This is a genomic window from Gemmatirosa kalamazoonensis (assembly GCF_000522985.1).
Classification (GTDB): domain Bacteria; phylum Gemmatimonadota; class Gemmatimonadetes; order Gemmatimonadales; family Gemmatimonadaceae; genus Gemmatirosa; species Gemmatirosa kalamazoonensis.
The window spans coordinates 3,814,757-3,837,572 of sequence record NZ_CP007128.1; the positions used below are offsets into that span (position 1 = coordinate 3,814,757).

Consider the following 22,816-nt stretch of genomic DNA (forward strand, 5'->3'; position numbering starts at 1 on the left):
AGGCCATCAGGAAGGAGGGCGGTCGCACGCGCGTCGTCGCTCGACTCACGCGACCGTCGGCGAGGCGGCGAACCGTGCGGGGGCGCCGCCGGCGCCCGCCATGCTCACCACGTTCGTGCTCGCCTTGAGCTTCGCCTCGAACTCGTGCCGGAACTTGTTGATGCCGGAGACCACCGGCGTCGCGCACGAGTCGCTCAGCACGCAGATCGTCTTGCCCGTCATCTGCTCGGCCAGCGAGAGCAGCGTGTCGAGGTCGCGCGCGACGCCCTGGCCGGCGGCGATCCGCTCGAGGATCTTCGTCGTCCACGCGGTGCCCTCGCGGCACTGCGTGCACTGGGCGCAGCTCTCGTGCGCGTAGAAGCGGGCGAGCCGCGCGATCTGCTTCACCATGTCCGCGCGGTCGTCGAACACGATGACGCCGCCCGAGCCGAGCATCGAGCCCGCGGCGATGAACCCCTCGTAGTCCATGATCGCGCCGCGCGACTCCTCGGCCGTGAGGATCGGCACCGACGAGCCGCCGGGGATCGTCGCCTTGATCTCGCGCCCCTCGCCGGCGCCGCCGCACAGCTCCCACAGGAAGTCGCCGTACGGGAAGCCCATCGGCACCTCGTAGTTGCCGGGGCGCGCGACGTTACCGCACACCGAGAACAGCTTCGTGCCGACGCTCTTCGGGTTGTCCGGGCGGCCGAACTGCTTGTACCAGTCGGCGCCGTTGTTCAGGATGTGCGGCACCGCGGCGAGCGTCTCGACGTTGTTGATCGTCGTCGGCTGGCCGAACAGCCCCGCCACGGCGGGGAACGGCGGCTTGATGCGCGGGTTGCCGCGGCGCCCTTCCAGGGAGTTCATGAGCGCCGTCTCCTCGCCGCAGATGTACGCGCCGGCGCCCTGGTGCACGTGCACGTGCAGCGTCTTGCCGGTGCCCATCGCGTTCGTGCCGAGGATGCCCGCGGCGTACGCCTCCTTCACCGCGGCGCGCATCTGCTCCAGCGGCTCCGTGAACTCGCCGCGGATGTAGATGTACGCCGTGTCGGCGTAGATCGCGTACGCGCCGAGCGCGCATCCCTCGACGAGGGCGTGCGGCGTCCAGCGCATGATCTCGCGGTCCTTGAACGTGCCGGGCTCCGACTCGTCGGCGTTGCAGCACAGGTAGTGCTGCTTGCCGTCGGGCTTCATGAAGCTCCACTTCACGCCCGTCGGGAAGCCGGCGCCGCCGCGGCCGCGCAGGCCGCTGTCCTTCACGGTCTGCTGGATCGCCGCGGGGTCCATGCCTAACGCCTTCTCGAGCGCCGTATAGCCGCCGCGGTCGCGCCACGCCTTCAGGCCGCGGGCCTCCGCGTCGCCGAAGTACTTCGAGAGGACGACCGTCTCGCGCGAGTGACTCGGGTGGGGGTAGCCCATGCCGCTCCTACTGGTGCGAGTCGAGGATCGCCGGGATCGTCTCCGGCGTCACGGACTCGAGGAACTCCTCGTTGATCATCACCGGCGTCGCGAAGCCGCACGCGCCGAGGCACTCCACCTCGATCACCGTGTACTTGCCGTCGGGCGACATGACGCCGAGCTCCTTGCAGCCGGTCTTCTCGAGGAACGCGTTCACCACGTCCTCCGCGCCGCAGACGTTGCACGGCGTCGTCGTGCACACCTGCACGAAGTATTTCCCGACCGGGTGCTGGTGGTACATGGTGTAGAACGTCACCACGCCCTTCACGTACGCCGCCGTGAGGTCGAGCGCGTGGGCCACCTCGGCCATCGCCTCGTCGCTCACCCAGCCGCGCTCGCGCTGCACGATCCACAGCGCCGGCAGCAGCGCCGCCATCTTCGTCGGATAGCGCGTGAGCAGCTCGTCGAGCTCCGTGCGGGCGGCCGTGCCCTCCGTGAACACCGCGATGTACGGCGCGTGATCGAGGTGGCCGCCGGCCGAGTGGTCCGGCGACGCGAGGTCGCCGGTGATCCGTGGCGCGCTTGGTCCGTGGCTCATCGATCGATCTCACCCATCACGATGTCGATGCTCGCGTTGATCGCGATGACGTCGCTCAGCAGATGGCCCTCCACCATGCGCGGGATGGCCGAGAGGTTCACGAACGCCGGCGGCCGGATGCGCCACCGCACCGGCTTCGACGTCCCGTCCGACACGAGATAGTAGCCCTTCTCTCCCTTCGGGCTCTCCACCGCGACGTAGCACTCGCCGACCGGCGGGCGCGGTCCCTCCATCACGACCTTGAAGTGATGGATCATGCTCTCCATCTCGCTCGTCGCCTTGTGCTTCGGCGGCAGGATCACGCGCGGGTCGTCGACGTTCACCGGGCCCTCGGGCAGTCGGTCGAGCGCCTGGCGCAGGATGCGCACGCTCTGCCGCATCTCCTCGAGCCGCACGAGGTAGCGGTCGTACACGTCGCCGTGCGTGCCCACCGGGACGTCGAAGTCGTACGTCTCGTAGTCGAGGTACGGGAAGTCCTTGCGCACGTCGTAGGCGACGCCGGATGCGCGCACCATCGGGCCGGAGAGCCCGTAGTTGATCGCCTCCTCCGCCGTCAACGCGCCGAGTCCCACCGTGCGGCCGACCCAGATCGCGTTCTTCGTGAACATGCGGTCGGCCTCGTCGAGCGTCTTCGGGAACGTGCGCACGAACTCGTCGCACTGCTCCCACCAGCCGTTCGGGATGTCGGCGCCCATGCCGCCGACGCGCGTGAGCGTGGTCGTGAGCCGCGCGCCGATCCACGCCTCCATGAGGTTGTAGATCCGCTCGCGCTCCTGGAACAGCCACAGGAACGGCGAGAACGCGCCGATGTCGATGCCCGTGGTGCCCATCCACACGAGGTGTGACATGATGCGCGACAGCTCCATCGCGATCACGCGAAGCACCTTGCACCGCTCGGTGATCTCGATGCCGAACAGCCGCTCCGCGCCCAACGCGAACGCGCAGTTGTTCCCCGGCGAGTTGAGATAGTCCTCGCGGTCGGTCCAGGGGATGATCTGATTGTACTGGCGGTACTCGCCGATCTTCTCGAAGCCGCAGTGCAGGTAGCCGATGTGCGGGATGCACCGCACCACCGTCTCGCCGTCGAGCTCCAGCACGAGCCGCAGCACGCCGTGGGTCGCCGGGTGCTGCGGGCCGATGTTGATCAGCATGTGCTCGGACGCCATGTCCGGGTCCTCGTCGGCGCGCGGCGGCAGCGTGAGCACGTTGCCGCCGTCGTCCGCCGTGAGCGGGCTGCGCTGCGGCCGCCCGTCCCGGCCCACGCCGCTCGTCCCGAGCGCGACCTCCACCGTTCGCTTGGTAGCCATGCGCGTCTTATTCGCCCGTGCGCTCGCCGCTGCCCAGCCGGCGCCGCATGTCCTCGGGGAGCTCGCTGAACGCCTCGGCGATGGAGATCTCCTCCATCGAGTACCGCGCCTCCGGGTTCTGTGCGAGCGTCTGCCGGAGCTGCTCGGCCCGACTGAAGCGGCCGCGCAGCGGGAAGTCCTTTCGCAGCGGGAAGCCCTCGCGGTAGTTCTCCCACATGAGGATCCGCCGCAGGTCGGGATGCCCGTCGAACGTGATGCCGAACATGTCGAAGCACTCGCGCTCGAGCCAGTCGGCGCTCTTGTAGATCGGCCACACGCTCGGCACCTGCAGCGGCGCGGTCTTCGACAGCAGCGCCTTGAGCCGCAGGAAGCGGCGATACGGCAGCGAGCGGAGGTGCCACACCACCTCGATCGGCTGCTCCGTGTCGCGGAACTCCACCGCGGTCACGTCCGAGAGATAGTCGTAGCGCTGCGACGCGTCGTCGTGGAGCCAGCGCACGATCTCCTGCACGCGCGCGGTCTCGACGACCACGGTCGTCTCGCCCCAGATCACGTCGACGCGCTGCACGGCACCGGGGAACTGGGCCTGCAGCGCGGCGGCGCTGGGATTCGGCTCGCCCCCCCGATGGGGGACGGCTCGCGGCGTTCGCGGCGTCTCGGCGGGCGCCGCGCTGCCGGCGAAGTAGACGTTCGCGCTCACAGCCCCGACCGCGTCTGGTGCACCGAGTTGCCGAACGGCTCCGACAGCTCGTCGATCGCCGACGGTGGGATGTAGAGATGGCTCGACGGATCGGGCACGATCTCGTGCCGCAGCGATTTGTCGGCCATGCGCTCGTTCATGACCTTCTTCTGCAGCATGAGAATCCCGTACAGCAGCCCCTCGGGGCGCGGCGGGCAGCCGGGCACGTACACGTCGACGGGGATGATGTTGTCGATCCCCTGCACCACCGCGTAGTTGTCGAACATGCCGCCGGTCGACGCGCAGGCGCCCATCGAGATCACCCACTTCGGCTGCGGCATCTGCATGTAGATGCGGCGGATCACCGGCGCGAGCTTGAGCGGGACGCGCCCCGCGCACAGCAGCACGTCGGCCTGGCGCGGGCTCACGGCGAGCCGCTCCATGCCGAAGCGCGCGAGATCGAAGCGGCTCGCCGCGGTGGCCATGAACTCGATGGCGCAGCACGCGGTGCCGAACGGCATCGGCCACAGCGAGTTCGCGCGGCCCCAGTTCACGAGCAGGTCGAGCCGCGACGTGACCCAGCTTTCGCCGCCGCCCTCACCACCGGCGGGGTACGGGCGCGCGACCGGCAGCTCGGCGCCGTCAGGGCGCGAGATCAATCCCATTGCAGTGCGCCTCGCTTCCACACGTAGACGAAGCCGACGACGAGAATCACCATGAACACGAGCATCTCGCCGAACCCGAACAGCGACACCTGCCCCGCCGGACAGCCCGCCGCGCCGAGCGGCACGGCGCACGAGAGCTGCCGGAACGCGACGCCCCACGGGATCATGAACACGGTCTCGATGTCGAAGATGATGAACAACATCGCGACCAGATAGAACTTCACCGAGAAGCGCTCGCGGGCGTCGCCGACGGGGGGCATGCCCGACTCGTACGGCTGCTGCTTCACGGGGTTGGGGCGCGCGCGGACGGTCAGCGCGGAGAGCCCGATGATGATCACCGCGTTGAACGTGACGAACCCGAGGAGGAGGAGGACCGGCAGGTAGGTCCGTGCCATGTCAGCGGTTAGCGCCAGGGGGTCGGGCCGGCGGACTTCGTGAATTTTTTCACGAGCGCCGACCGGGGAACGTTAAACAACGGTCGGGTCGGATTCAACCCGACACGGCCGAGCGCGACACGTGCGACGTGCGGTGCGAGCCCCGCATGAACGTTCGCATGCGCGTACATTCCGCGCCGTCCGTCTCACCGCTCCCCACCCCTCAAGGCTTCCATGGCGATTCTCTCGGACCGCTGGATCAAGCGCATGGCCCTCGACCACGGCATGATCGAGCCGTTCGAGGACCGGCAGGTGCGTCACGGCGTCATCTCCTACGGCGTGAGCTCCTACGGCTACGACATGCGCGTCGCGCGCGAATTCCGGATCTTCACGAACGTCCTCAGCTCCATCGTCGACCCCAAGGCGTTCGACCCGAAGTCGTTCGTCGAGTTCGAGGGCGACGTCTGCATCGTGCCGCCGAACTCGTTCGCGCTCGCCCGGTCCGTGGAGTACTTCCGCATCCCGCGCAACGTCCTCACGGTCTGCGTCGGCAAGTCGACGTACGCGCGCTGCGGCATCATCACGAACGTGACCCCGTTCGAGCCGGAGTGGGAGGGCTACGTCACGCTCGAGATCTCCAACACCACGCCGCTCCCGGCGAAGATCTACGCGAACGAGGGGATCGCGCAGGTGCTGTTCTTCGAGGGGAACGAGCCGCCGGAGGTCTCGTACAAGGACAAGGCCGGCAAGTATCAGGGCCAGGTCGGCGTCACGTTGCCGAAGATCTGAGGCGTCGCAGGCGGGAGACGAGAACAAAATGGGGATCCGACGGCGATCGACAGGATCCCAGGATCCACGCGATCGCCGTCGGATCCCCATTTTGTTCTCGCCTCCGATCTGCCCTCTAGTCGCTCCCCGTCCCGCGCCGCGGCGGCGGATCGTAGTCCGTGCGGTCGCGGTCGACGAAGGGATCGGCGGCGGCCGGCGACCGCTCCGCCCGGTCGTCGGTTCCCTTGCCCACGGTGTACGTCGTGCCCTCGACGTCGTCCGCGTCTCCAACCGTCGGCGTGCCGTTGGGTGTGTCCGGCACCTCGTCGAAGCTCTCGCCCGGGCTGGTCGACTTCCGCAGCATGGTTCCCTCGCTCGGATGGTGTGCGCCGAGGGAGGGTGCACCAAGCGGGCCAGTCGGTCAGCCCGCCCCGCCCGCGGTCGTCGCTTCTTCGCGCGCCATCACCGAGGCCTTGAGGTAGTCGCGGTTCATCCGCGAGATGACGTCGATGCTGATCGCCTTCGGGCACGCGTCCTGGCACTCGCCGAACAGCGTGCAGTGGCCGAAGCCCTCGATGTCCATCTGCTCCACCATCGACAGCACGCGGCGGTAGCGCTCCGGCTGTCCCTGCGGCAGCATGCCGAGGTGCGCGATCTTGGCGCCGGTGAACAGCGACGCCGACGCGTTCGGGCACGCGGCCACGCACGCCCCGCAGCCGATGCACGCCGCGGCGTCCATCGCGCGGTCCGACGCCTCCTTGCCGACCAGCACCGCGTTGCCGTCCGGCGCGCCGCCGGTGTAGGCCGAGATGTAGCCGCCGGACGCGATGATGCGGTCGAGGGCGCCCCGGTTCACGCAGAGATCCTTGATCACGGGGAACCCGCGCGCGCGCCACGGCTCGATCCACAGCTCGTCGCCGTCTTTGAACGCGCGCATGTGGAGCTGACACGTCGCCGTCGCCTGCCACGGCCCGTGCGCCTGCCCGTTGATCATCATGCCGCACGAGCCGCAGATCCCCTCGCGGCAGTCGTGGTCGAACGCGATCGGCTGCTCGCCGCGCGCGATGAGATCCTCGTTGACGACGTCCAGCATCTCCAGGAAGCTCATGTCCGGGCTCACGTTCGGCGCCTGGTACGTGACGAACTTCCCGTCGGTCTGCGCGCTGGCCTGACGCCAGACGTGGAGAGTCAGTTTCATTACTTGTAGCTCCGCTGCTGCAGGTGCACGTACTCGAACTGCAGCGGCTCCTTGTGCAGTCGCGGCTCCGAATCGTCGCCCGTGTACTCCCAGGCCGCGACGTAGGCGAAGTTGTCGTCGTCGCGCAGCGCCTCGCCGTCCTCGGTCTGGTACTCCTCGCGGAAGTGGCCGCCGCACGACTCCTCGCGGTGCAGCGCGTCGCGGCACATCAGCTCCGCGAGCTCCATGAAGTCCGCCACGCGGAGCGCGTGCTCCAGCGTCTGGTTCAGCGTCGTGTTCCCGCCCGGCACCGTGACGTTGCGCCAGAACTCCTCCCGCAGCGCCGGGATCTCCTGCAGCGCCTCGGTGAGCCCCTGCCGGTTGCGCGCCATGCCGCACTTCTCCCACATGATCGCGCCGAGCTCGCGGTGGAAGCTCGCCACCGAGCGCTTGCCGTTCACCGAGAGCAGCTTCTCCACGCGCGCCGCACCCGCCGCCACCGCCGCGCGGACCTCGGGCGAGTCGGCGGCCAGCGGCTCGACCTTCGTCGAGCCGAAGTAGTTGCCGATCGTGTTCGGCAGGATGAAGTAGCCGTCGCTGAGCCCCTGCATGAGCGCCGACGCGCCTAACCGATTCGCCCCGTGGTCGGAGAAGTTCGCCTCGCCGCCGACGAACAGGCCGGGCACGGTGCTCATCAGGTTGTAGTCGACCCACAGGCCGCCCATCGTGTAGTGCACGGCGGGGTAGATGCGCATCGGCACCTTGTACGGATCCTCGGCGGTGATCCGCTCGTACATCTCGAACAGGTTGCCGTAGCGCTCCTCGATCTTCTTCCGGCCGAGTCGCTGGATGGCGTCGCGGAAGTCGAGGTACACGCCGCGGCCGCCCTCGCCGACGCCGCGTCCCTCGTCGCACACCTGCTTCGCGGCGCGGCTCGCGATGTCGCGCGGCGACAGGTTGCCGAAGCTCGGATACTTCCGCTCGAGGTAGTAGTCGCGATCCTGCTCCGCGATGTCCTCGGGGCGCTTGCCGCAGTCCTCGCGGCGCTTCGGCACCCACACGCGGCCGTCGTTGCGGAGCGACTCCGACATCAGCGTGAGCTTCGACTGATACTCGCCGTGCACCGGGATGCACGTCGGGTGGATCTGCGTGTAGCACGGGTTGCCGAACGCGGCGCCCTTCTTGTACGCGCGCCAGATCGCCGTCGTGTTGCACCCCTTCGCGTTCGTGGAGAGGTAGAACACGTTGCCGTAGCCGCCCGTGCACAGGATCACCGCGTCGGCGACGTGCGCCCGCACCTCGCCGGTCATCTGGTCGCGCACGACGATGCCGCGGGCGCGCCCGTTGACCACGATGAGGTCGATCATGTCGGTGCGCGGGATCATCGTCACGCCGCCCTTCGCCACCTCCTTCTCGAGCGCCTGGTAGCAGCCGAGCAGGAGCTGCTGGCCAGTCTGCCCGCGCGCGTAGAACGTCCGAGAGACCTGCGCGCCGCCGAACGAGCGGTTGTCGAGCAGCCCGCTGTACTCGCGGGCGAACGGCACACCCTGCGCGACCGCCTGGTCGATGATGTTCAGCGAGTTCTGCGACAGGCGGTACACGTTCGCCTCGCGCGCGCGGAAGTCGCCGCCCTTGATCGTGTCGTAGAACAGGCGGAAGACGGAGTCGCCGTCGTTGTGGTAGTTCTTCGCCGCGTTGATGCCGCCCTGCGCGGCGATGGAGTGCGCGCGGCGCGGCGAGTCCTGGTAGCAGAAGCAGGTGACGTTGTAGCCCAGCTCACTCAGCGACGCCGCCGCCGCCCCGCCGGCGAGCCCGCTGCCGACGACGATGACGTGATATTTCCGCTTGTTGGCCGGGTTCACGAGCTTCATGTCGAAGCGGGCCTTGTCCCACTTCTGCTCGATCGGTCCGTCGGGGATCCGTGCGTTCAGTTCCATGAGGTCACCGCGGTGCGGCAGGCGCCGCGGAAGTTGGGGCATCGGCGGGCGCCTGCGCTGCCGGCGCGAGCACCGTCATCGCGCCGCCCGGGGCCGTGTCGCGCACGGCGCCGAAGAACACCGCGAGCGGCACGATCGTGAACCCGGCCCACACGATGAGCGCGACGACGAGCGCCGCCGTGCGGTGCAGCGGCACGCGCGACGGCTTCGCGGCGCCGAGCGTGCGGAACGAGCTCCAGAAGCCGTGATACAGGTGCAGCCCGAGGAACACCATCGACACCACGTAGAACAGCGTCCACAGCGGGTTGCGGAAGGCCAGCAGCAGGTTGCGGTACACGTCCACGCCGCCTAACGGGTCGGTCTGGTCGTAGCCCGGGAACGCGCGGACGGTGAAGTGCAGGATGTGCAGGATGATGAACGCGAGGAGCAGGAACCCGCCCACCCGCATGGTGCGCGACGCGAGCGTCGAGACCTGCGGCTCGCGTCGGTGATACGCCTGCGGCCGAGAGGCGCGCGCCTGGGCCGTGAGCTGGGTCGCCGCCACGACGTGCAGCACGACCGCGGCGAGCAGTCCCGCCCGCACCAGCCACAGCTCGGTGCCCACGGTGTGGTGCAGGAAGCGGCCGTACGCGTTGATCTTCTCCGCTCCCTCGAACACCTGCAGGTTGCCGATCATGTGGCCGAGGACGAAGGCCACGCCGATCAGCCCCGTCACCGCCATCACGATCTTCTTGCCGATCTGCGACCGCCAGAATCTGCCGACGATGTTCATGTCGCGTGTCTGATTGCCCGTTCTTCTTTCGTGAGACGAGCCACGAACGAGACGCCGCCGGTGAGCCTGTCGCTCCCGGCGGCGCTCCGTCGCGGCTCAGAGGCTGATCGCGGCCATCGGCTCGCGAACCGCCTGCGCGCTCTTCTCGAGCGCTGCCCGCTCCGCGTCGGTGAGCTCCACCTCGATCACCTGCTGCAGCCCGCCCTTCCCGAGCTTGCACGGCACGCCGAGGTAGAGGTCCGACATCCCGTACTCGCCCTGCAGCCACGCCGCGCACGGCAGGATGCGGCGCTGGTCGAGCACGATCGCCTCCACCATCTGCACGGCGCCCGCCGACGGCGCGTAGTACGCGGAGCCGGTCTTCAGGTGCTTCACGATCTCCGCGCCGCCGTTGCGCGTGCGGTCGACGATCGCGTCGAGCTTGTCCTTCGCGAGCAGCTGCGTGACCGGGATGCCGCTCACCGTCGTGTAGCTGATGAGCGGAACCATCGTGTCGCCGTGGCCGCCTAACACCATCGCCTGGATGTCGCGCACCGACACGTCCATCGCCTCGGCCAGGAACGCGCGGTAGCGCGCGGTGTCCAGCACGCCGGCCATGCCGAGCACGCGCTCGCGCGGGAAGCCCGTCACCTGCTTCGCGACGTAACACATCACGTCGAGCGGGTTCGACACGACGATCACGATCGCGTTCGGCGACGAGCGCGCGATCTGCTCGCTCACCTGCTTCACGATGCCCGCGTTCGTGTTCAGCAGATCGTCGCGCGACATGCCCGGCTTGCGCGCGATGCCGGCCGTGATGACGACGACGTCGGAGCCGGCCGTCTCCTCGTAGCCGTTGGAGCCGATCACGCGCGCGTCGAAGCCCTCGATCGGCGCCGACTGCCACTGGTCGAGCCCCTTCCCCTGGGGAATGCCCTCGGCCACGTCGACCATCACGACGGTGCCGGCGAGCTCCTTCTCCGCGATACGCTGCGCGGTAGTCGCGCCGACGTTGCCGGCGCCGACCACCGTGATCTTGTTGACCATGTGGTCCGCTTGGTGGAGTGAAGTGGGGACAGCCCCGTCAAGGTATTTTGACGGGGAGGTCACTTCAACCGCCCACCTGCGACAGCGCGCGGAGTCCGCCGACGCGGCGCGAGAGCAGCGCGTGCTCGAGCGGCTTCGCGGCCAGCGCCGCGCGCACGAGCGGCGCGAGCGGCGCCCCCGCGCGCAGCGCCTCGCGCAGCGGCACCTCGTGATCGCCGTACAGACAGGTGCGGAGCCGGCCATCGGCGGTGAGGCGCACGCGGTTGCAGCTCCCGCAGTACGTGTGCGTCATCGGCGTGATCACCCCGACACTGCCCGGCGCGCCGTCGAACCGGTGATACGCCGCGGGCCCGTTGCCGCGCCCCGGCCCCGCGTCGGCGTACAGCGGCCGGCCAAGCGCCGCGCCGAGCCGCGCGAGCCGCGCGAGGATCTCGTCGGACGGCACCACGAGCTCGAGCGGCGAGCGATCGGACGCCAGCGACTCTGCGAGCTCGCCCACCGGCATCAGCTCGATGAAGCGCACGTGCCACGCGCGGTCGAGCGTCAGTCGCGCGAACGCCTCGAGCTCGTCGTCGTTGCGGCCGCGGATCACGACGACGTTCAGCTTCACCGGCGCGAGCCCCGCCTCCTCCGCGACGGCGGCCGCCGCGATCGCGTCGAACCCGAGGTCGCGGCGCGCGATCTCGGCCACGCGCTCGGGCCGCAGCGAGTCCGCGCTCACGTTCACACGATCGAGCCCCGCGTCTCGCAGCCGGCGCGCGAGCGTCGCGTCCTGGCAGAAGCGCACGCCGTTCGTCGACAGCGAGAGGTCCTCGACTTCCGGGATCTCGCGCAGCAGTCCCACGATGCGCTCGAGATCGGGACGCAGCGTCGGCTCGCCGCCGGTGAGTCGCACGCGGCGCAGACCGAGCGGCGCGACCTCGCGCACCACGCGCGCGATCTCGTCGGCCGACAGCGTGTGCTCGCGCGGGATCCACGGCAGCCCCGCCGCAGGCATGCAGTACACGCAGCGGAAGTTGCATCGATCGGTGATCGAGATCCGCAGATACTCGATCGACCGACCGAACTGGTCCCGCAGCGCCGGCTCCGGCAGCGCGGGCGCCACGCCGGGCGCGATCATCGGGCCGAGCCCGCGGTGGCCGCGGTGGGATCCACCCACTCGACGGTCCCGTCGGCGAAGTGCTCGCGCTTCCAGATCGGCACGCGCTGCTTCAGCACGTCGATCGCCTCGGCGCACGCGGCGAGCGCCGGGCCCCGGTGCGCATGGCTGGTCGCGATCGCGACGCTCGCCTCGCCCACCTCGAGCGCGCCGAGTCGGTGCGCGATGGCGACGCGCGTGCCGTCGTGCCGCTCGGCCACCTCGAGCGCGACGGCGCGCATCTCGGCGAGCGCCATCGGCTCGTAGGCCTCGTAGTCGATGCGCACCACCGCGCGGCCCTGGTGCACGGCGCGCACGGTTCCGACGAACAGCGCCGTTCCGCCGGCGCCGTCGTGCGCGACGCGCGCCACGATGGACGCGACGTCGAGCGGCGCGCGCTCGAGCCTCGCGTCGGCCGTCGGCGGCGTCGTCCCGCGCACGGGGCCGTCGAGAATCACGTCAGCCGCCGGCGACGGGAGGGATGAGCGCGACCTCGTCGCTCGCGTCGAGGACGCGGTCGCCGCGCGCGTACGCCAGGTTCACCGCGACCAGCGGCTGCGGTGGGAGCTTCGTCGCGCCCGGCAGCGCGCGCACGGCGTGCACCAGGTCGCGCACGGTCGCGCCCGCGGGCAGCGGAACGTCGATCGACCCAGCGCCGAACGCGTCGGCGTACGAGGCGAAGAGGAGTACGCGCATGCGAGCAATGTAACGCGGATGACGCGAGCCGGGCACAACGAAACACGACGGCCCCGGCGCGGTGAGGCGCCGGGGCCGTGGATGCATCGCGGAGCTCAGTCGGCCAGTTCGGCCTCGGTGATCTCGCTCACGTCGACTCCGGCGACGAGAGCGCGTAACTCCTTGGAGGGCTTGAACACCGGTACGGGGCGGGCGGAGACCTCGACGGGCGATCCGGTGCGGGGGTTGCGCGCCATGCGCGTCTTGCGCTGGCGGATCTTGAACGTCCCGAAGCCTCGCACCTCGATGTTGCGCTGCTCGTGCAGCGCGTCCTTGATCGCGTCGAGGAAGGAATCGACCACTCTCGCGCAGTCCTTCTTCGAGATGGTCGGTCCCGCGGTGCGGGCAATCGTGGCAGTGACGCGTTCGACCAGATCGGCTTTGGTCATCGGAAACTCTCGCAGCAGGCGCTCGCAACCGAGCGGGACAACCCCGCACCCATGCGCGAAATTAGGGCGTTAGTTGTTGTGAGTCAACCGCTTGGCTCACATCAGCCCGCCGTCGGACGACTACCGACGGCGGCCGCGCACGCTCTCCAGGAAGCGGTCGAACAGGGGGACCGCGTCGTGCGGGCCGGGGGCCGCCTCGGGGTGGTACTGGACGCCGAACACCGGGAGCTCACGGTGCGCGACGCCCTCGATGCTGCCGTCGTTCAGGTTCACGTGCGTGACCTCGAGCGCCGGGGCGTCGGTCACCCCCTCCCGGCCGCCGGCCACGGCGAACCCGTGGTTCTGCGACGTGATGAGCACGTGCCCCGACTCCACGTCCAGCACGGGATGATTCCCGCCCCGGTGGCCGTACGGCATCTTCGTCGTCGAGCCGCCGAACGTGAGGCCGATGAGCTGGTGGCCGAGGCAGATGCCGAACGTCGGCACGCCCGACTCGGCGATCTTGCGGATAATGGCCGGGGCGTACTCCACGGCCGCGGGGTCGCCGGGGCCGTTCGACAGGAACACGCCGTCCGGCGCCTGTTCCAGCACCTCTTCGGCGGGCGTGTCCGACGGGACCACGGTGATCGCACAGTCGTGCGCCTCGAACAGGCGCAGGATGTTGCGCTTGATCCCGTAGTCGTAGGCGATGATGCGGTGCTTCGCGCCCGGGTCGCCCCACGTGTAGCTCTTGCGCGTGGAGACGCGGCTGGCGAGGTCGAGCCCCTCCATCGACGGGCACGCCTCGAGCGCGGCCACCGCGTCCGCCGTCGGCTCCTCGCCCGCACCGACGACACCGCGCATCACGCCCGCGGTGCGCAGGTACTTCGTGAGCCGCCGGGTGTCGACCTCGGTGAGCACGGGGATCGACGCCTCGCCGAGCCAGCCCGGGAGATCGCCGCTCGCCCGCCAGTTCGAGTACGTCGGCGACAGCTCGCGGACGATGACGCCGGCGACGTGCGGCGCCGGCGACTCGGGGTCCTCGGCGTTGACGCCGTAGTTGCCGATCATCGGCGCGGTCATCACCACGATCTGCCCCTCGTAGGACGGATCGGTGAAGACCTCCTGGTACCCGGTCATGTTCGTCGTGAACACGACCTCCGCGACGGTCGGCGTGGCGGGGCCGACCAGCTCCCCAGCGAAACGGGTTCCGTCCTCGAGGAGGAGGAACCCGGGAGCGCTCGTCAGAGTCGTCACCGGCGCGCCGTCAGCGCTGCGGCTTCGGCGCGGTGCCGCCGGCGGGCGGCGTCGTGGCCGGCGGCGTCGTCGGCGCGGCGGGCGCCGTGGCGCCCGGGGCCGGCGTGGCGGGGCCGAGCGGCACCGCCGGGGCGGCGTTGCCCGTGCCGGTCGCCGGCGAGGCCTGCTGCGCCGGCGGCTGCACGGCCTGGTCGAGCACCGAGCGCGGCGTCCGCGTGCGGGCGCCCGCGAGCGCGAGGATCAGCGACAGGCCGATGAAGATGCCGCCCGACCACCAGCTCGCCTTCGTGAGCAGGTTCCCGGCCTGCCGGCTGCCGATCAGCGCCTCCGCCGTCGACGACGCGCCGCCGAAGTTCGCGGCGAGGCCGCTGCCCTTGCCGGACTGGAGCAGGACCGCGGCGACCAGGACGAAGCAGTCGAGGACGAGGATGATGAGCAGGAAGGTGTACATCGGCGGTGGGGGCGGTTAGCGGCGCGCGCTCGGTGAATGCGCGCAAGCTACGAATATCGCGAGACTTAGCCGCCCTGGTCAACCCTCGCCCCGCACCCCGTCACTCCTGGCAGATCGCCGCCCAGTTCCCCGCGTCCAGGCTCGCGCCGCCGACGAGCAGACCGTCCACGTCGGGCGCGGCGAGGAGCAGCCGCGCGTTGCCCCGGTTCACACTGCCGCCGTACAGGATCGGCAGCACCGCCGCGCGCTCGCCGATCCGCTCGCGCAGGTGACGCCGGATCGCCGCGTGCACCGCCGACGCGTCCTGCGGCGTCGCGGTGCGCCCGGTACCGATCGCCCACACCGGCTCGTAGGCGATGAGCATCGTGGCCACGTTCGTCGGCTCGAGGCGCGAGATCCCCGCGTCGAGCTGGCGAAGCACGACCTGCTCGGTCTGCCCGGCCTCGCGCTCCTCCAGCTTCTCGCCGACGCACAGCATCGGGACGAGACCGGCCTTGCAGACTAGCTCGCACTTCAGCGCGGTCTGCTCGTCCGTCTCGCCGAAGACGTGGCGCCGCTCGGAGTGGCCGACGAGCACGAGCCGCGCGCCCGCGTCGCGCGCCATCCCCGCCGAGATCTCGCCCGTGAACGCGCCCGACGCCTCGTGGTGGATGTTCTGCACGCCGAGCACGAACTCGTGGCGGTCGGCCAGGGCCTGCTGCACCGCGGCGAGCGTGATCGACGGCGGGAAGAACGCGACGGTGCGGTCGTTGTCGCGCCGGTAGTGCGCGAGGAAGTTGCGCATGAACGCGCGGGCGTCGGTCGGCCCGTGGTTCATCTTCCAGTTCGCGGCGAGGATCGGCTTCAGCATCAGGCGTCCCTCGTGTCGAGCGCCGCGACGCCGGGCAGCACCTTCCCTTCCAGGAACTCCAGGGACGCGCCGCCGCCCGTGGACACGTGGGTGACCCTGTCCTCGAGCCCCGCCTGCGCGATCGCCGCGGCGGAGTCGCCGCCCCCGACGACCGTCGTCGCGCCGGCGGCCGTCGCCTCGGCGAGCGCGCGCGCGACGCCGAGCGTGCCGGCGTCGAACGGCGGCGTCTCGAACACCCCCATCGGCCCGTTCCACACGACCGTCTTCGCCGCGCGGATCTCCTTCGCGAACGCGTCCACCGTGCGCGGCCCGACGTCATACATGGCCTGATCGGCGGGCACGGCGTCGCGTGCGACGACGGTCGTGCGGGCGTCGCTCTTCAGCTCCGGCGCGACGACCGCGTCGACGGGGAGCACGAGCTTGTCGCCCCCCTTCGAGAGCAGCGACTTCGCCATCTCCACGCGGTCGTCCTCGACGAGCGACGTGCCCGTCTCGAGGCCCATCGCCTTGAAGAACGTGTTCGCCATCGCGCCGCCGATGAGCATGCGGTCGACCTTCGGCAGCAGCTGCTCGATGACGTCGAGCTTCCCGGAGATCTTCGCGCCGCCGAGGATCGCGACGAACGGACGCTTCGGGTCGGACAGCGCCTGGCCGAGGTACGCGAGCTCCTTCTCCATCAGGAATCCCGCGACCGCCGGCCGCAGCAGATGCGCGACCCCTTCGGTCGACGCGTGCGCCCGGTGCGCGGAGCCGAATGCGTCGTTCACGTAGACGTCGCCGAGCCGCGCGAACGCCTTCGACAGCGCGGGGTCGTTCTTCTCCTCGCCCGGCAGGAATCGCGTGTTCTCCAGCACGACGACCCCACCGGGTTGCAGCCGCTCGGTGCACTGTACCGCCTCGTCGCCGTCGCTCGCCGGGCAGAACTCCACCTTCGTGCCCGGCATCAGCTCCGCGAGCCGCTCGGCGACGGGCCGCATGGAGTACTTCGGATCCGGCGCGGCCTTCGGCCGCCCGAGGTGCGAGAACAGCACGACACGCGCACCGCGCTCGACGAGGTACTGGATGGTGGGCAGCGCGGCGACGATGCGCGTGTCGTCGCCCACCTTGCCGCCGTCGAGCGGCACGTTGAAGTCGACGCGGACGAGCGCGCGCTTGCCGCGCAGCTGCTCGTCCGTGAGGTCGCGAATGGTCTTGGTGGCCACGGAGATGTCGTCAGTCGCCGAGCCGCGAGCCGACGAAGCGCAGCAGGTCGACGCAGCGCGACGAGTAGCCCCACTCGTTGTCGTACCAGCCGGAGACCTTCAGCATCGTGCCGTCGATGACGTTCGTCGACAGCGAGTCGAGGATGCACGAGTGCGGGTTGCCGATGTAGTCGCTCGACACGAGCGGCTCCGTCGTGTACTGCAGGATGCCCTCGAGCGCACCCTCGGCCGCGGCGCGGAACGCGTCGTTCACCTCCTGGATCGTCACCGCGCGGTCGACCTCGACGGCGAGCTCGGTGAGCGATACGTCGGGCGTCGGGACGCGGATCGCGATGCCGTCGATCTTGCCCTTCAGCTCCGGCAGCACGAGCGACGTCGCCTTCGCCGCGCCGGTCGTCGTCGGGATGATCGACATCGCCGCGGCGCGCGCGCGGCGCAGATCCTTGTGCGGCAGGTCGAGGATGTTCTGGTCGTTCGTGTAGCTGTGGATCGTGACCATCGTACCGTGCTTGAACCCGAAGGCGTCCTTCACGACCTTCACCATCGGCACGAGGCAGTTCGTCGTGCACGACGCGTTCGAGATGATGTTGTGCTTGGTGGCGTCGTACTTGTCGGAGTTCACGCCCATCACGATGGTGATGTCCTCGCCCTTCGCGGGGGCGGAGATGATCACCTTCTTCGCGCCGGCGTCGATGTGCGCCTTCGCCTTGTCGGCGTCCGTGAACCGGCCGGTCGACTCGAGCACGACGTCGACGCCGAGGTCCTTCCAGGGCAGCTTGGCCGGATCCTTCTCGGCGAAGATGCGGATCTCGTCACCGTCGACCGTGATGCTGCCGTCGCCCGCGCTCACCTGCCCCTGATAGGTGCGGTGCACGGAGTCGTACTTGAACAGATGCGCGAGCGTCTTGGTGTCGGTGAGGTCGTTCACCGCGACGAAGTCGAGGTCCGCGACGCCCTGCAGCTTGGCAGCGCGGAGCACCTGACGGCCGATGCGGCCGAACCCGTTGATGCCGACGCGAATGGCCATGTCGAAGCGATCTCCTCTCTGAGGAATTGATGGACGGACAAAAGAAACGTCCCTCGCCGCCCGCACGCGCAACCGTGCGACCCGCGGCTCAGGACATGCTCAAGACCGGGCTCGGCCGAATGTCACGTAGCTGACGATGCGAGCGCCGCCTTCCACGAGCGCCGCGGCGCACGCATTGAGTGTCGCGGCGGTGGTGACGACGTCGTCCACGAGAACGACGTGCGCCCCGCGGAGCCGCGGCCGCGCGACGTGCGCTGCACGGAACGCGCCGGCAACGTTGCGCAAACGGTCTGCCGGTGTCAACCGCGTCTGGCTCGGCGTGGCGCGCACGCGGACGAGCGCGTCGTCCCACACCGGACAGCCCCACAGCGGCGCGAGCGACGCCGCCAGCAGCGCGCTCTGATTGAAGCCGCGCTCGCGCGCGCGATCGACGGCGAGCGGCACCGGCACGAGCGCCGCGCGCTCCTCCACGACATCGAGCGGCCACGCGAGCGCCGCCATGCGTCGCGCCATCCCGTCGGCGAGCGCGGTCCAGCCGTCGTACTTCAGCGCGTGGACGAGCGCACCGCCGGCGCCCTCGGGCACCCAGCAGACCGACCGCACGGCGCGCACGTGCGGCGGCAGCAGGTCGCACCAGCGGCAGCGTCGCGGCCCCGGCGACCCCGAGGGTACGTCGCGCACCACGAGCGGGTGACCGCAGCGGTCGCACTGCGGAAAGCGGAGCCGTGCCGCGCGCGTCCAGCACGCACCGCACGCCGGCGAGCTCGAGCCGCGCTCCACCGCGCCGCCGCACGCCACGCAGTGGATCGGCAGGACGAACGCGACGAGCGCGTCGAGGCACGCGGTGCCTAACGATCCGGCACGCGCATCCACTCCGGCCGTCCTCCGACGGCGCCCCACATCGCCTCGCGGTCCGCGGGCACGTCGAACCACCGCTCCTCCGCCAGCGCCGCCTGCTCGACGAGCATGGGCAGCCCGTCGGCCGCGCGGTGGCCGGCGGCCCGCGCGGCGCGCACCCACTCCGTCTCGCCCGGGCGATACACGAGGTCGAGCACCGCCGCGTCGCGCGGCAGCGCATCGATGGGCACCGGCAGCGCGTCGTCGCGCAGCCCCACCGACGTCGCGTTCACGACGAGCGCCGCGCCGTCGAGCGCATCGGCGAGCGACGCTTCGCGCGCGGCTCGCGGAAAACGCGACACGAGCGCGTCGGCGCGCTCCGCGGTGCGATTCCACACGCGCGCGTCGCACCGCGGCCATCCCTCCACCGCGGCGAGCACGGCGCCGGCGGCGCCCCCCGCGCCGATCACCGCGACGCGCGCCGCGCGCGGCACGTCGTCGAGCAGCGCGCGCACGCTGGCGTCGAAGCCGCCCACGTCGGTGTTGTGGCCGACGAGCGCGCCGTCCTCGCACCAGAACGTGTTCACGGCGCCGGCGCGCCGCGCGACGTCCGTTAGGCGCTCGCACCGCGCGGCGACGGCGCCCTTGTGCGGGATCGTGACGTTGCCCGCGGCACGCTCGGCGATCAGCGCGTCGAGCGTCGCGGGCAGCGCGTCGGGCGGCACGTCGAGCGCGCGGTACTCGACGTCGATCCCCGCCGAGCGCAGCGCCGCGCCGTGGATGGCGGGCGACAGCGTGTGGCCGAGCGGGTGGCCCAGCAGCACGAGGCGGCTCGGCCAGGCCCGCGCGCGGCTCATTCGGCCTGCGGTCCGCCCGACGCGCTCTGCGGCACGAGGCGGTCGAACGCGCGGCGGATCTCGCGCTCGAGCTCCTCGTACGTCGCGCGGTACGTCTCCAGGTCGCCGCCGAACGGATCGCTCACCGCGCGCGCGCTCGCGCCGTACGACGCGAAGTCGGTGAGGAGGAACGCCTTTCCCTCGCCGCCCAGCTCGCGCACGCGCTGCAGGTGCTGCGGCGACATCGCGAGCACGATCTCGGCGTCCGCGACGAGCTCGCGCGTGAGTGGCTGCGACCGATGGGCGCCGAGGTCGGTGCCGCGCTCCATGCCGACGAGCAGCGCGCCGTCCGACGCCGTCGCGCCCTCGTACGCGCCGGTGCCGGCGCTCGCCACGACGACGTCGGCGAGCCCGCGCTCCTCGGCCACCTGCCGCGCGATCGCCTCCGCCATCGGGCTGCGGCAGGTGTTGCCCGTGCAGACGAACAGCATGCGCATGCGGCCTCCGCTCACACGTCCCCCACGAGGTCGGGTGCGCTCTCGCGCAGCAGCGTCGCCGGGATCGCCCCGGGCCGGATGACGCGTGGCACGCGGCCCGTGCAGTCGACGACCGTCGACGGCTCCGAGGGCGGGATGCGGCCGCCGTCGAGCACCCGCAGCTTGCCGCGCACGATCGCATCGCCCCACTGCGCGACGATCTCCGCCGCCGACATGGCCGGCGGCACGCCCGGACGGTTCGCGCTCGTCGACGTGATCGGCTCCCCGTACGCGCGAATCAGCCGCGTGAGCCCGTCGTGCGGCGTCCAGCGCACCGCCACGCCGCCCTCGGGGCCGCGCAGGCGCCGCGGGACGCGCCGCTCGCCACCGGGGAGCACGAGCGTGAGCGGCCCGGGCCAGTGCCGTGCCGCGAGCCGTGCGGCGCTCGGCGTGATGTGCAGGCCGAACCGCTCGATCATGTCGCTGCCCGATACGAGCAGCAGGAACGGCTTCGCCGGCGGTCGCGACTTGAGCCGCACGAGCGACTCCACCGAGTCGTGGTCGACCGCGCCGCCGAAGCCATAGACGGTCTCCGTGGGATAGGCGAGCACGCCGCCGGCGTGGAGGTGCGCGATCGTCTCGCGCAGCGACGCCTCGATCTCCTCGGCCGACCAGAACGGCACGGCGCTCGGGGCGGCGATCACGGGCGACTCCTCACGGGCGATCCAGGAATGCATGGGGGTTCATTCCTGAAGGATGCTCAACGCCTCGGCGCGCGCAAAGTCCGACTCGTCGGTGATCTTCAGCGCGCGCTCGCTTCCGCGCACCACGCGCACCGGGATGCCGAGCCACTCGCAGAGGCCCGCGTCGTCGGTGAACGTGCGCTGCGCGCGGCGCGCCTCGCCGTGCGCCCGCATGATGAGGTCGCGCGGAAACCCCTGCGGTGTCTGGATCCGCCACAGCCGCGCCCGGTCGACGGTGCGCGCGACCGTGCCGTCGTCGGCGACCTCCTTCAGCGTGTCGACGACCGGCAGCGCGGGCACGACGGCGTGGCCGTCGCGCGCCGACGCGACGACGCGCTCGATCATGTCGTCCGGCACGAGCGGGCGCGCGGCGTCATGGATGAGCACCGTGCGCACCTCGTCCGGCATGTCCTCCAGCCCGTTCGCGACGCTCTCGCTGCGCTCCCGGCCGCCCACCGATACGAGCAGCCGATCGATGTCGCACTGGAACAGCCACGGCGGCGGATCGGCGGCGTGCGACTTCGGCAGCACGACGACGACGAGCGCGACGTCGGGACGCGCCATGAACGTCTGCACGCTGTGGAGCAGCATCGGCCGGCCGGCGACCCAGCGAAACTGCTTCAGCTCCTCGCCGCCCACGCGGGTGCCGCGTCCCGCCGCGACGATCACCACGCCGACGTCACGCGGGGCGCCGTCGTGGGTGCGCGGCTCGGCGCCGGGCCGCGACGTGATCGCGGGCGGCGGCACGACGCGCCGCGGTGGGATGGTGCCGCCTAACGGATCGGTCATCCGCCGAACACGCGCTCGAACAGCTCGCGCACGGTGCGCACGCCGACGGCGCGGATGTCGCGCGGTCCGCGCTTCGGCACGCCGCGCTCCGCGACGTAGGCGGTCGTCATCCCCATCTTCGCCGCTTCGGCGAGGCGCCGCTCGGTCTGCGACACGGGGCGGATCTCGCCGCCTAACCCCACCTCGCCGATGAACGCCGCCTCGTGCGGGAGCGGGCGGTCGTACACGCTCGACGCGAGCGCCGCGGCGACCGCGAGGTCGCCGGCCGGCTCCTGCAGCCGCATGCCACCGACGACGTTCAGGAACACGTCGAGCTGCGAGAAGTTGAGTCCCGCGCGCTTGTCGAGCACCGCGAGCAGCAGCGCGAGCCGGCGGCCGTCGTAGCCGGTGGCGACGCGCTGTGGCGTGCCGTATCCCGCCTTCGCGGCGAGCGCCTGGATCTCGACGAGCACCGGCCGCGTTCCTTCGAGCAGCGCCGTCACCGCGCTCCCCGAGGCGGTGTTCGTGCGGTCGCCGAGGAAGAGCTCCGACGGGTTCTCGACGGCGACGAGGCCGCCCTCCGTCATGCGAAACACACCGATCTCGTCGACGGAGCCGAAGCGGTTCTTCGTCGCGCGCAGCACGCGGTGATCGAGCGTGCTCTCGCCCTCGAAGTAGAGCACCGTGTCGACGATGTGCTCGAGCGTCTTTGGTCCCGCGATGCCCCCGCCCTTCGTGACGTGCCCGACGACGAACGTCGCGGTGCCCGTCTCCTTCGCGAAGCGCATGAGGCGCGCGGCGCACTCGCGCACCTGCCCGACGTTGCCCGGCGCACCCTCGAGGTCCTGCGTGAACACGGTCTGGATGGAGTCGACGATCATGACGTCGGGCTGCTGCGCCGCGCCGGTCGCGATGACGGTCTCCAGCAGCGTCTCGCTGAGCAGCGACACGTCGCCCGCGCTCTCGGCCATGCGATCGGCGCGCAGCTTCACCTGCAGCGGCGACTCCTCGCCGGAGACGTAGAGCGCGCGCTGGCCGAGCGCCTGCACGCGCGCCGCGATCTGGAGGAGCAGCGTGGACTTGCCGATCCCCGGCTCGCCGCCGACGAGCACCATGGATCCCGGCACGATGCCGCCGCCGAGCACGAAGTCGAACTCGCCGAGGCCCGTGCGCCAGCGCCTCGCCTCGGAGCCGCTGACGTCGCGCAGGCGGGGCGTGACGGCGACGTTGCCGCCTTCGGCCATCGACGAGTGTCCGCCCATGCGGCGCGCGGCGCCGCCGCCCTTCGCCGCCACCGGCTTCGGGGCGGCCATCTCCTCGACGAGCGTGTTCCATTCGCCGCACGTGTCGCAGCGCCCCTGCCACTTCGCGTACTCGGCGCCGCACTCCGTGCAGCGGTACACGGTCTTGGTCTTCGTCGCCATGCCTCAAGATACCCCGAGGACGGC

At 70.8% G+C, this 22,816-nt stretch carries 27 protein-coding genes; 1 reads left to right on the forward strand and 26 read right to left on the reverse strand.

Going from position 1 to position 22,816, the window contains the following annotated elements:
* Positions 1–45 precede the first annotated feature (45 nt).
* The 6 genes from nuoF to J421_RS16575 form a co-directional block, all read right to left on the reverse strand.
* Positions 46–1,398: an NADH-quinone oxidoreductase subunit NuoF gene (nuoF, locus tag J421_RS16550; protein WP_025412293.1), complete on the reverse strand. Its 1,353-nt coding sequence runs from the start codon at positions 1,396–1,398 to the stop codon at positions 46–48.
* 7 nt (positions 1,399–1,405) lie between these two features.
* Positions 1,406–1,975, reverse strand: a complete 570-nt coding sequence (locus J421_RS16555) for an NADH-quinone oxidoreductase subunit NuoE family protein (RefSeq protein ID WP_104022717.1) — start codon at positions 1,973–1,975, stop codon at positions 1,406–1,408.
* A complete protein-coding gene (gene nuoD, locus J421_RS16560; protein ID WP_025412295.1) occupies positions 1,972–3,141 on the reverse strand; it encodes an NADH dehydrogenase (quinone) subunit D in 1,170 nt (389 codons plus the stop codon). Before nuoD ends, J421_RS16555 begins: the two co-directional genes overlap by 4 nt.
* Before the next feature lie 148 nt (positions 3,142–3,289).
* Complete coding sequence (locus tag J421_RS16565; protein WP_025412296.1) at positions 3,290–3,982, reverse strand: NADH-quinone oxidoreductase subunit C; 693 nt, start codon at positions 3,980–3,982, stop codon at positions 3,290–3,292.
* Positions 3,979–4,626 (reverse strand): NADH-quinone oxidoreductase subunit B, encoded by a 648-nt coding sequence (locus J421_RS16570; protein ID WP_104022719.1) that lies wholly within the window; start codon positions 4,624–4,626, stop codon positions 3,979–3,981. Before J421_RS16570 ends, J421_RS16565 begins: the two co-directional genes overlap by 4 nt.
* Positions 4,617–5,021, reverse strand: a complete 405-nt coding sequence (locus J421_RS16575) for an NADH-quinone oxidoreductase subunit A (RefSeq protein WP_025412298.1) — start codon at positions 5,019–5,021, stop codon at positions 4,617–4,619. The genes J421_RS16570 and J421_RS16575 overlap by 10 nt, the downstream gene beginning before the upstream one ends.
* A 213-nt stretch (positions 5,022–5,234) precedes the next feature.
* Between J421_RS16575 and dcd the strand changes: the two genes are divergently transcribed.
* Positions 5,235–5,789: a dCTP deaminase gene (gene dcd, locus J421_RS16580; protein WP_025412299.1), complete on the forward strand. Its 555-nt coding sequence runs from the start codon at positions 5,235–5,237 to the stop codon at positions 5,787–5,789.
* Between the two features lie 115 nt (positions 5,790–5,904).
* Here dcd and J421_RS16585 read toward each other — a convergent pair whose 3' ends face one another.
* The 20 genes from J421_RS16585 to radA form a co-directional block, all read right to left on the reverse strand.
* Complete coding sequence (locus J421_RS16585) at positions 5,905–6,132, reverse strand: hypothetical protein (protein ID WP_025412300.1); 228 nt, start codon at positions 6,130–6,132, stop codon at positions 5,905–5,907.
* 57 nt (positions 6,133–6,189) lie between these two features.
* Positions 6,190–6,966, reverse strand: coding sequence for a succinate dehydrogenase/fumarate reductase iron-sulfur subunit (locus tag J421_RS16590; protein ID WP_025412301.1), 777 nt, complete (start codon positions 6,964–6,966; stop codon positions 6,190–6,192).
* Positions 6,966–8,882, reverse strand: a complete 1,917-nt coding sequence (locus tag J421_RS16595; RefSeq protein WP_025412302.1) for a fumarate reductase/succinate dehydrogenase flavoprotein subunit — start codon at positions 8,880–8,882, stop codon at positions 6,966–6,968. The genes J421_RS16590 and J421_RS16595 overlap by 1 nt, the downstream gene beginning before the upstream one ends.
* A gap of 4 nt (positions 8,883–8,886) precedes the next feature.
* Positions 8,887–9,654: a succinate dehydrogenase cytochrome b subunit gene (locus tag J421_RS16600; RefSeq protein WP_025412303.1), complete on the reverse strand. Its 768-nt coding sequence runs from the start codon at positions 9,652–9,654 to the stop codon at positions 8,887–8,889.
* A gap of 96 nt (positions 9,655–9,750) precedes the next feature.
* On the reverse strand, positions 9,751–10,680 hold the full coding sequence (gene mdh / locus J421_RS16605) for a malate dehydrogenase (protein WP_025412304.1): 930 nt from the start codon (positions 10,678–10,680) through the stop codon (positions 9,751–9,753).
* 64 nt (positions 10,681–10,744) lie between these two features.
* Positions 10,745–11,800, reverse strand: coding sequence for a GTP 3',8-cyclase MoaA (gene moaA / locus J421_RS16610; RefSeq protein WP_148306361.1), 1,056 nt, complete (start codon positions 11,798–11,800; stop codon positions 10,745–10,747).
* The gene (locus tag J421_RS16615; protein WP_025412306.1) at positions 11,797–12,276 is read right to left on the reverse strand and encodes a molybdenum cofactor biosynthesis protein MoaE; all 480 of its coding nucleotides are present in this window, start codon (positions 12,274–12,276) and stop codon (positions 11,797–11,799) included. The genes moaA and J421_RS16615 overlap by 4 nt, the downstream gene beginning before the upstream one ends.
* 1 nt (position 12,277) lies before the next feature.
* Entirely contained in the window at positions 12,278–12,514 is a 237-nt protein-coding gene (locus J421_RS16620) for a MoaD/ThiS family protein (protein ID WP_025412307.1), read from the reverse strand.
* 95 nt (positions 12,515–12,609) lie between these two features.
* Entirely contained in the window at positions 12,610–12,942 is a 333-nt protein-coding gene (locus J421_RS16625; protein WP_025412308.1) for an HU family DNA-binding protein, read from the reverse strand.
* A gap of 120 nt (positions 12,943–13,062) precedes the next feature.
* Positions 13,063–14,169 (reverse strand): glutamine-hydrolyzing carbamoyl-phosphate synthase small subunit, encoded by a 1,107-nt coding sequence (gene carA, locus J421_RS16630; RefSeq protein WP_104023143.1) that lies wholly within the window; start codon positions 14,167–14,169, stop codon positions 13,063–13,065.
* Positions 14,170–14,188: 19 nt separating this feature from the next.
* Positions 14,189–14,629, reverse strand: coding sequence for a preprotein translocase subunit SecG (gene secG / locus J421_RS16635; protein WP_025412310.1), 441 nt, complete (start codon positions 14,627–14,629; stop codon positions 14,189–14,191).
* Positions 14,630–14,729: 100 nt separating this feature from the next.
* A complete protein-coding gene (gene tpiA, locus J421_RS16640) occupies positions 14,730–15,479 on the reverse strand; it encodes a triose-phosphate isomerase (RefSeq protein WP_025412311.1) in 750 nt (249 codons plus the stop codon).
* On the reverse strand, positions 15,479–16,681 hold the full coding sequence (locus J421_RS16645; RefSeq protein WP_025412312.1) for a phosphoglycerate kinase: 1,203 nt from the start codon (positions 16,679–16,681) through the stop codon (positions 15,479–15,481). The genes tpiA and J421_RS16645 overlap by 1 nt, the downstream gene beginning before the upstream one ends.
* A gap of 10 nt (positions 16,682–16,691) precedes the next feature.
* Positions 16,692–17,708, reverse strand: coding sequence for a type I glyceraldehyde-3-phosphate dehydrogenase (gene gap / locus J421_RS16650; RefSeq protein ID WP_025412313.1), 1,017 nt, complete (start codon positions 17,706–17,708; stop codon positions 16,692–16,694).
* A gap of 99 nt (positions 17,709–17,807) precedes the next feature.
* Entirely contained in the window at positions 17,808–18,581 is a 774-nt protein-coding gene (locus J421_RS16655) for a ComFC family protein (protein WP_025412314.1), read from the reverse strand.
* Positions 18,557–19,402, reverse strand: coding sequence for a shikimate dehydrogenase family protein (locus J421_RS16660; RefSeq protein WP_025412315.1), 846 nt, complete (start codon positions 19,400–19,402; stop codon positions 18,557–18,559). Before J421_RS16660 ends, J421_RS16655 begins: the two co-directional genes overlap by 25 nt.
* A complete protein-coding gene (locus tag J421_RS16665; RefSeq protein WP_025412316.1) occupies positions 19,399–19,878 on the reverse strand; it encodes a low molecular weight protein arginine phosphatase in 480 nt (159 codons plus the stop codon). Before J421_RS16665 ends, J421_RS16660 begins: the two co-directional genes overlap by 4 nt.
* 11 nt (positions 19,879–19,889) lie before the next feature.
* Positions 19,890–20,561 (reverse strand): L-threonylcarbamoyladenylate synthase, encoded by a 672-nt coding sequence (locus tag J421_RS16670; RefSeq protein ID WP_025412317.1) that lies wholly within the window; start codon positions 20,559–20,561, stop codon positions 19,890–19,892.
* 39 nt (positions 20,562–20,600) lie between these two features.
* Positions 20,601–21,389 (reverse strand): 2-C-methyl-D-erythritol 4-phosphate cytidylyltransferase, encoded by a 789-nt coding sequence (ispD, locus tag J421_RS16675; protein ID WP_025412318.1) that lies wholly within the window; start codon positions 21,387–21,389, stop codon positions 20,601–20,603.
* On the reverse strand, positions 21,386–22,792 hold the full coding sequence (radA, locus tag J421_RS16680; RefSeq protein WP_025412319.1) for a DNA repair protein RadA: 1,407 nt from the start codon (positions 22,790–22,792) through the stop codon (positions 21,386–21,388). The genes ispD and radA overlap by 4 nt, the downstream gene beginning before the upstream one ends.
* Positions 22,793–22,816: the final 24 nt, after the last annotated feature.

Excerpts from the sequence above, each read along its gene's own strand:
- mdh (WP_025412304.1), bottom strand. The coding sequence starts at position 10,680 with ATGGTCAACAAGATCACGGTGGTCGGCGCCGGCAACGTCGGCGCGACT.
- ispD (WP_025412318.1), bottom strand. The coding sequence starts at position 21,389 with ATGACCGATCCGTTAGGCGGCACCATCCCACCGCGGCGCGTCGTGCCG.
- nuoF (WP_025412293.1), bottom strand. The coding sequence starts at position 1,398 with ATGGGCTACCCCCACCCGAGTCACTCGCGCGAGACGGTCGTCCTCTCG.
- moaA (WP_148306361.1), bottom strand. The coding sequence starts at position 11,800 with ATGATCGCGCCCGGCGTGGCGCCCGCGCTGCCGGAGCCGGCGCTGCGG.
- J421_RS16590 (WP_025412301.1), bottom strand. The coding sequence starts at position 6,966 with ATGAAACTGACTCTCCACGTCTGGCGTCAGGCCAGCGCGCAGACCGAC.
- nuoD (WP_025412295.1), bottom strand. The coding sequence starts at position 3,141 with ATGGCGTCCGAGCACATGCTGATCAACATCGGCCCGCAGCACCCGGCG.
- J421_RS16570 (WP_104022719.1), bottom strand. The coding sequence starts at position 4,626 with ATGGGATTGATCTCGCGCCCTGACGGCGCCGAGCTGCCGGTCGCGCGC.
- gap (WP_025412313.1), bottom strand. The coding sequence starts at position 17,708 with ATGGCCATTCGCGTCGGCATCAACGGGTTCGGCCGCATCGGCCGTCAG.
- J421_RS16585 (WP_025412300.1), bottom strand. The coding sequence starts at position 6,132 with ATGCTGCGGAAGTCGACCAGCCCGGGCGAGAGCTTCGACGAGGTGCCG.
- J421_RS16660 (WP_025412315.1), bottom strand. The coding sequence starts at position 19,402 with ATGAGCCGCGCGCGGGCCTGGCCGAGCCGCCTCGTGCTGCTGGGCCAC.
- J421_RS16625 (WP_025412308.1), bottom strand. The coding sequence starts at position 12,942 with ATGACCAAAGCCGATCTGGTCGAACGCGTCACTGCCACGATTGCCCGC.
- radA (WP_025412319.1), bottom strand. The coding sequence starts at position 22,792 with ATGGCGACGAAGACCAAGACCGTGTACCGCTGCACGGAGTGCGGCGCC.
- J421_RS16595 (WP_025412302.1), bottom strand. The coding sequence starts at position 8,882 with ATGGAACTGAACGCACGGATCCCCGACGGACCGATCGAGCAGAAGTGG.
- J421_RS16665 (WP_025412316.1), bottom strand. The coding sequence starts at position 19,878 with ATGCGCATGCTGTTCGTCTGCACGGGCAACACCTGCCGCAGCCCGATG.
- J421_RS16555 (WP_104022717.1), bottom strand. The coding sequence starts at position 1,975 with ATGAGCCACGGACCAAGCGCGCCACGGATCACCGGCGACCTCGCGTCG.
- tpiA (WP_025412311.1), bottom strand. The coding sequence starts at position 15,479 with ATGCTGAAGCCGATCCTCGCCGCGAACTGGAAGATGAACCACGGGCCG.
- J421_RS16600 (WP_025412303.1), bottom strand. The coding sequence starts at position 9,654 with ATGAACATCGTCGGCAGATTCTGGCGGTCGCAGATCGGCAAGAAGATC.
- dcd (WP_025412299.1), top strand. The coding sequence starts at position 5,235 with ATGGCGATTCTCTCGGACCGCTGGATCAAGCGCATGGCCCTCGACCAC.
- J421_RS16620 (WP_025412307.1), bottom strand. The coding sequence starts at position 12,514 with ATGCGCGTACTCCTCTTCGCCTCGTACGCCGACGCGTTCGGCGCTGGG.
- secG (WP_025412310.1), bottom strand. The coding sequence starts at position 14,629 with ATGTACACCTTCCTGCTCATCATCCTCGTCCTCGACTGCTTCGTCCTG.
- J421_RS16575 (WP_025412298.1), bottom strand. The coding sequence starts at position 5,021 with ATGGCACGGACCTACCTGCCGGTCCTCCTCCTCCTCGGGTTCGTCACG.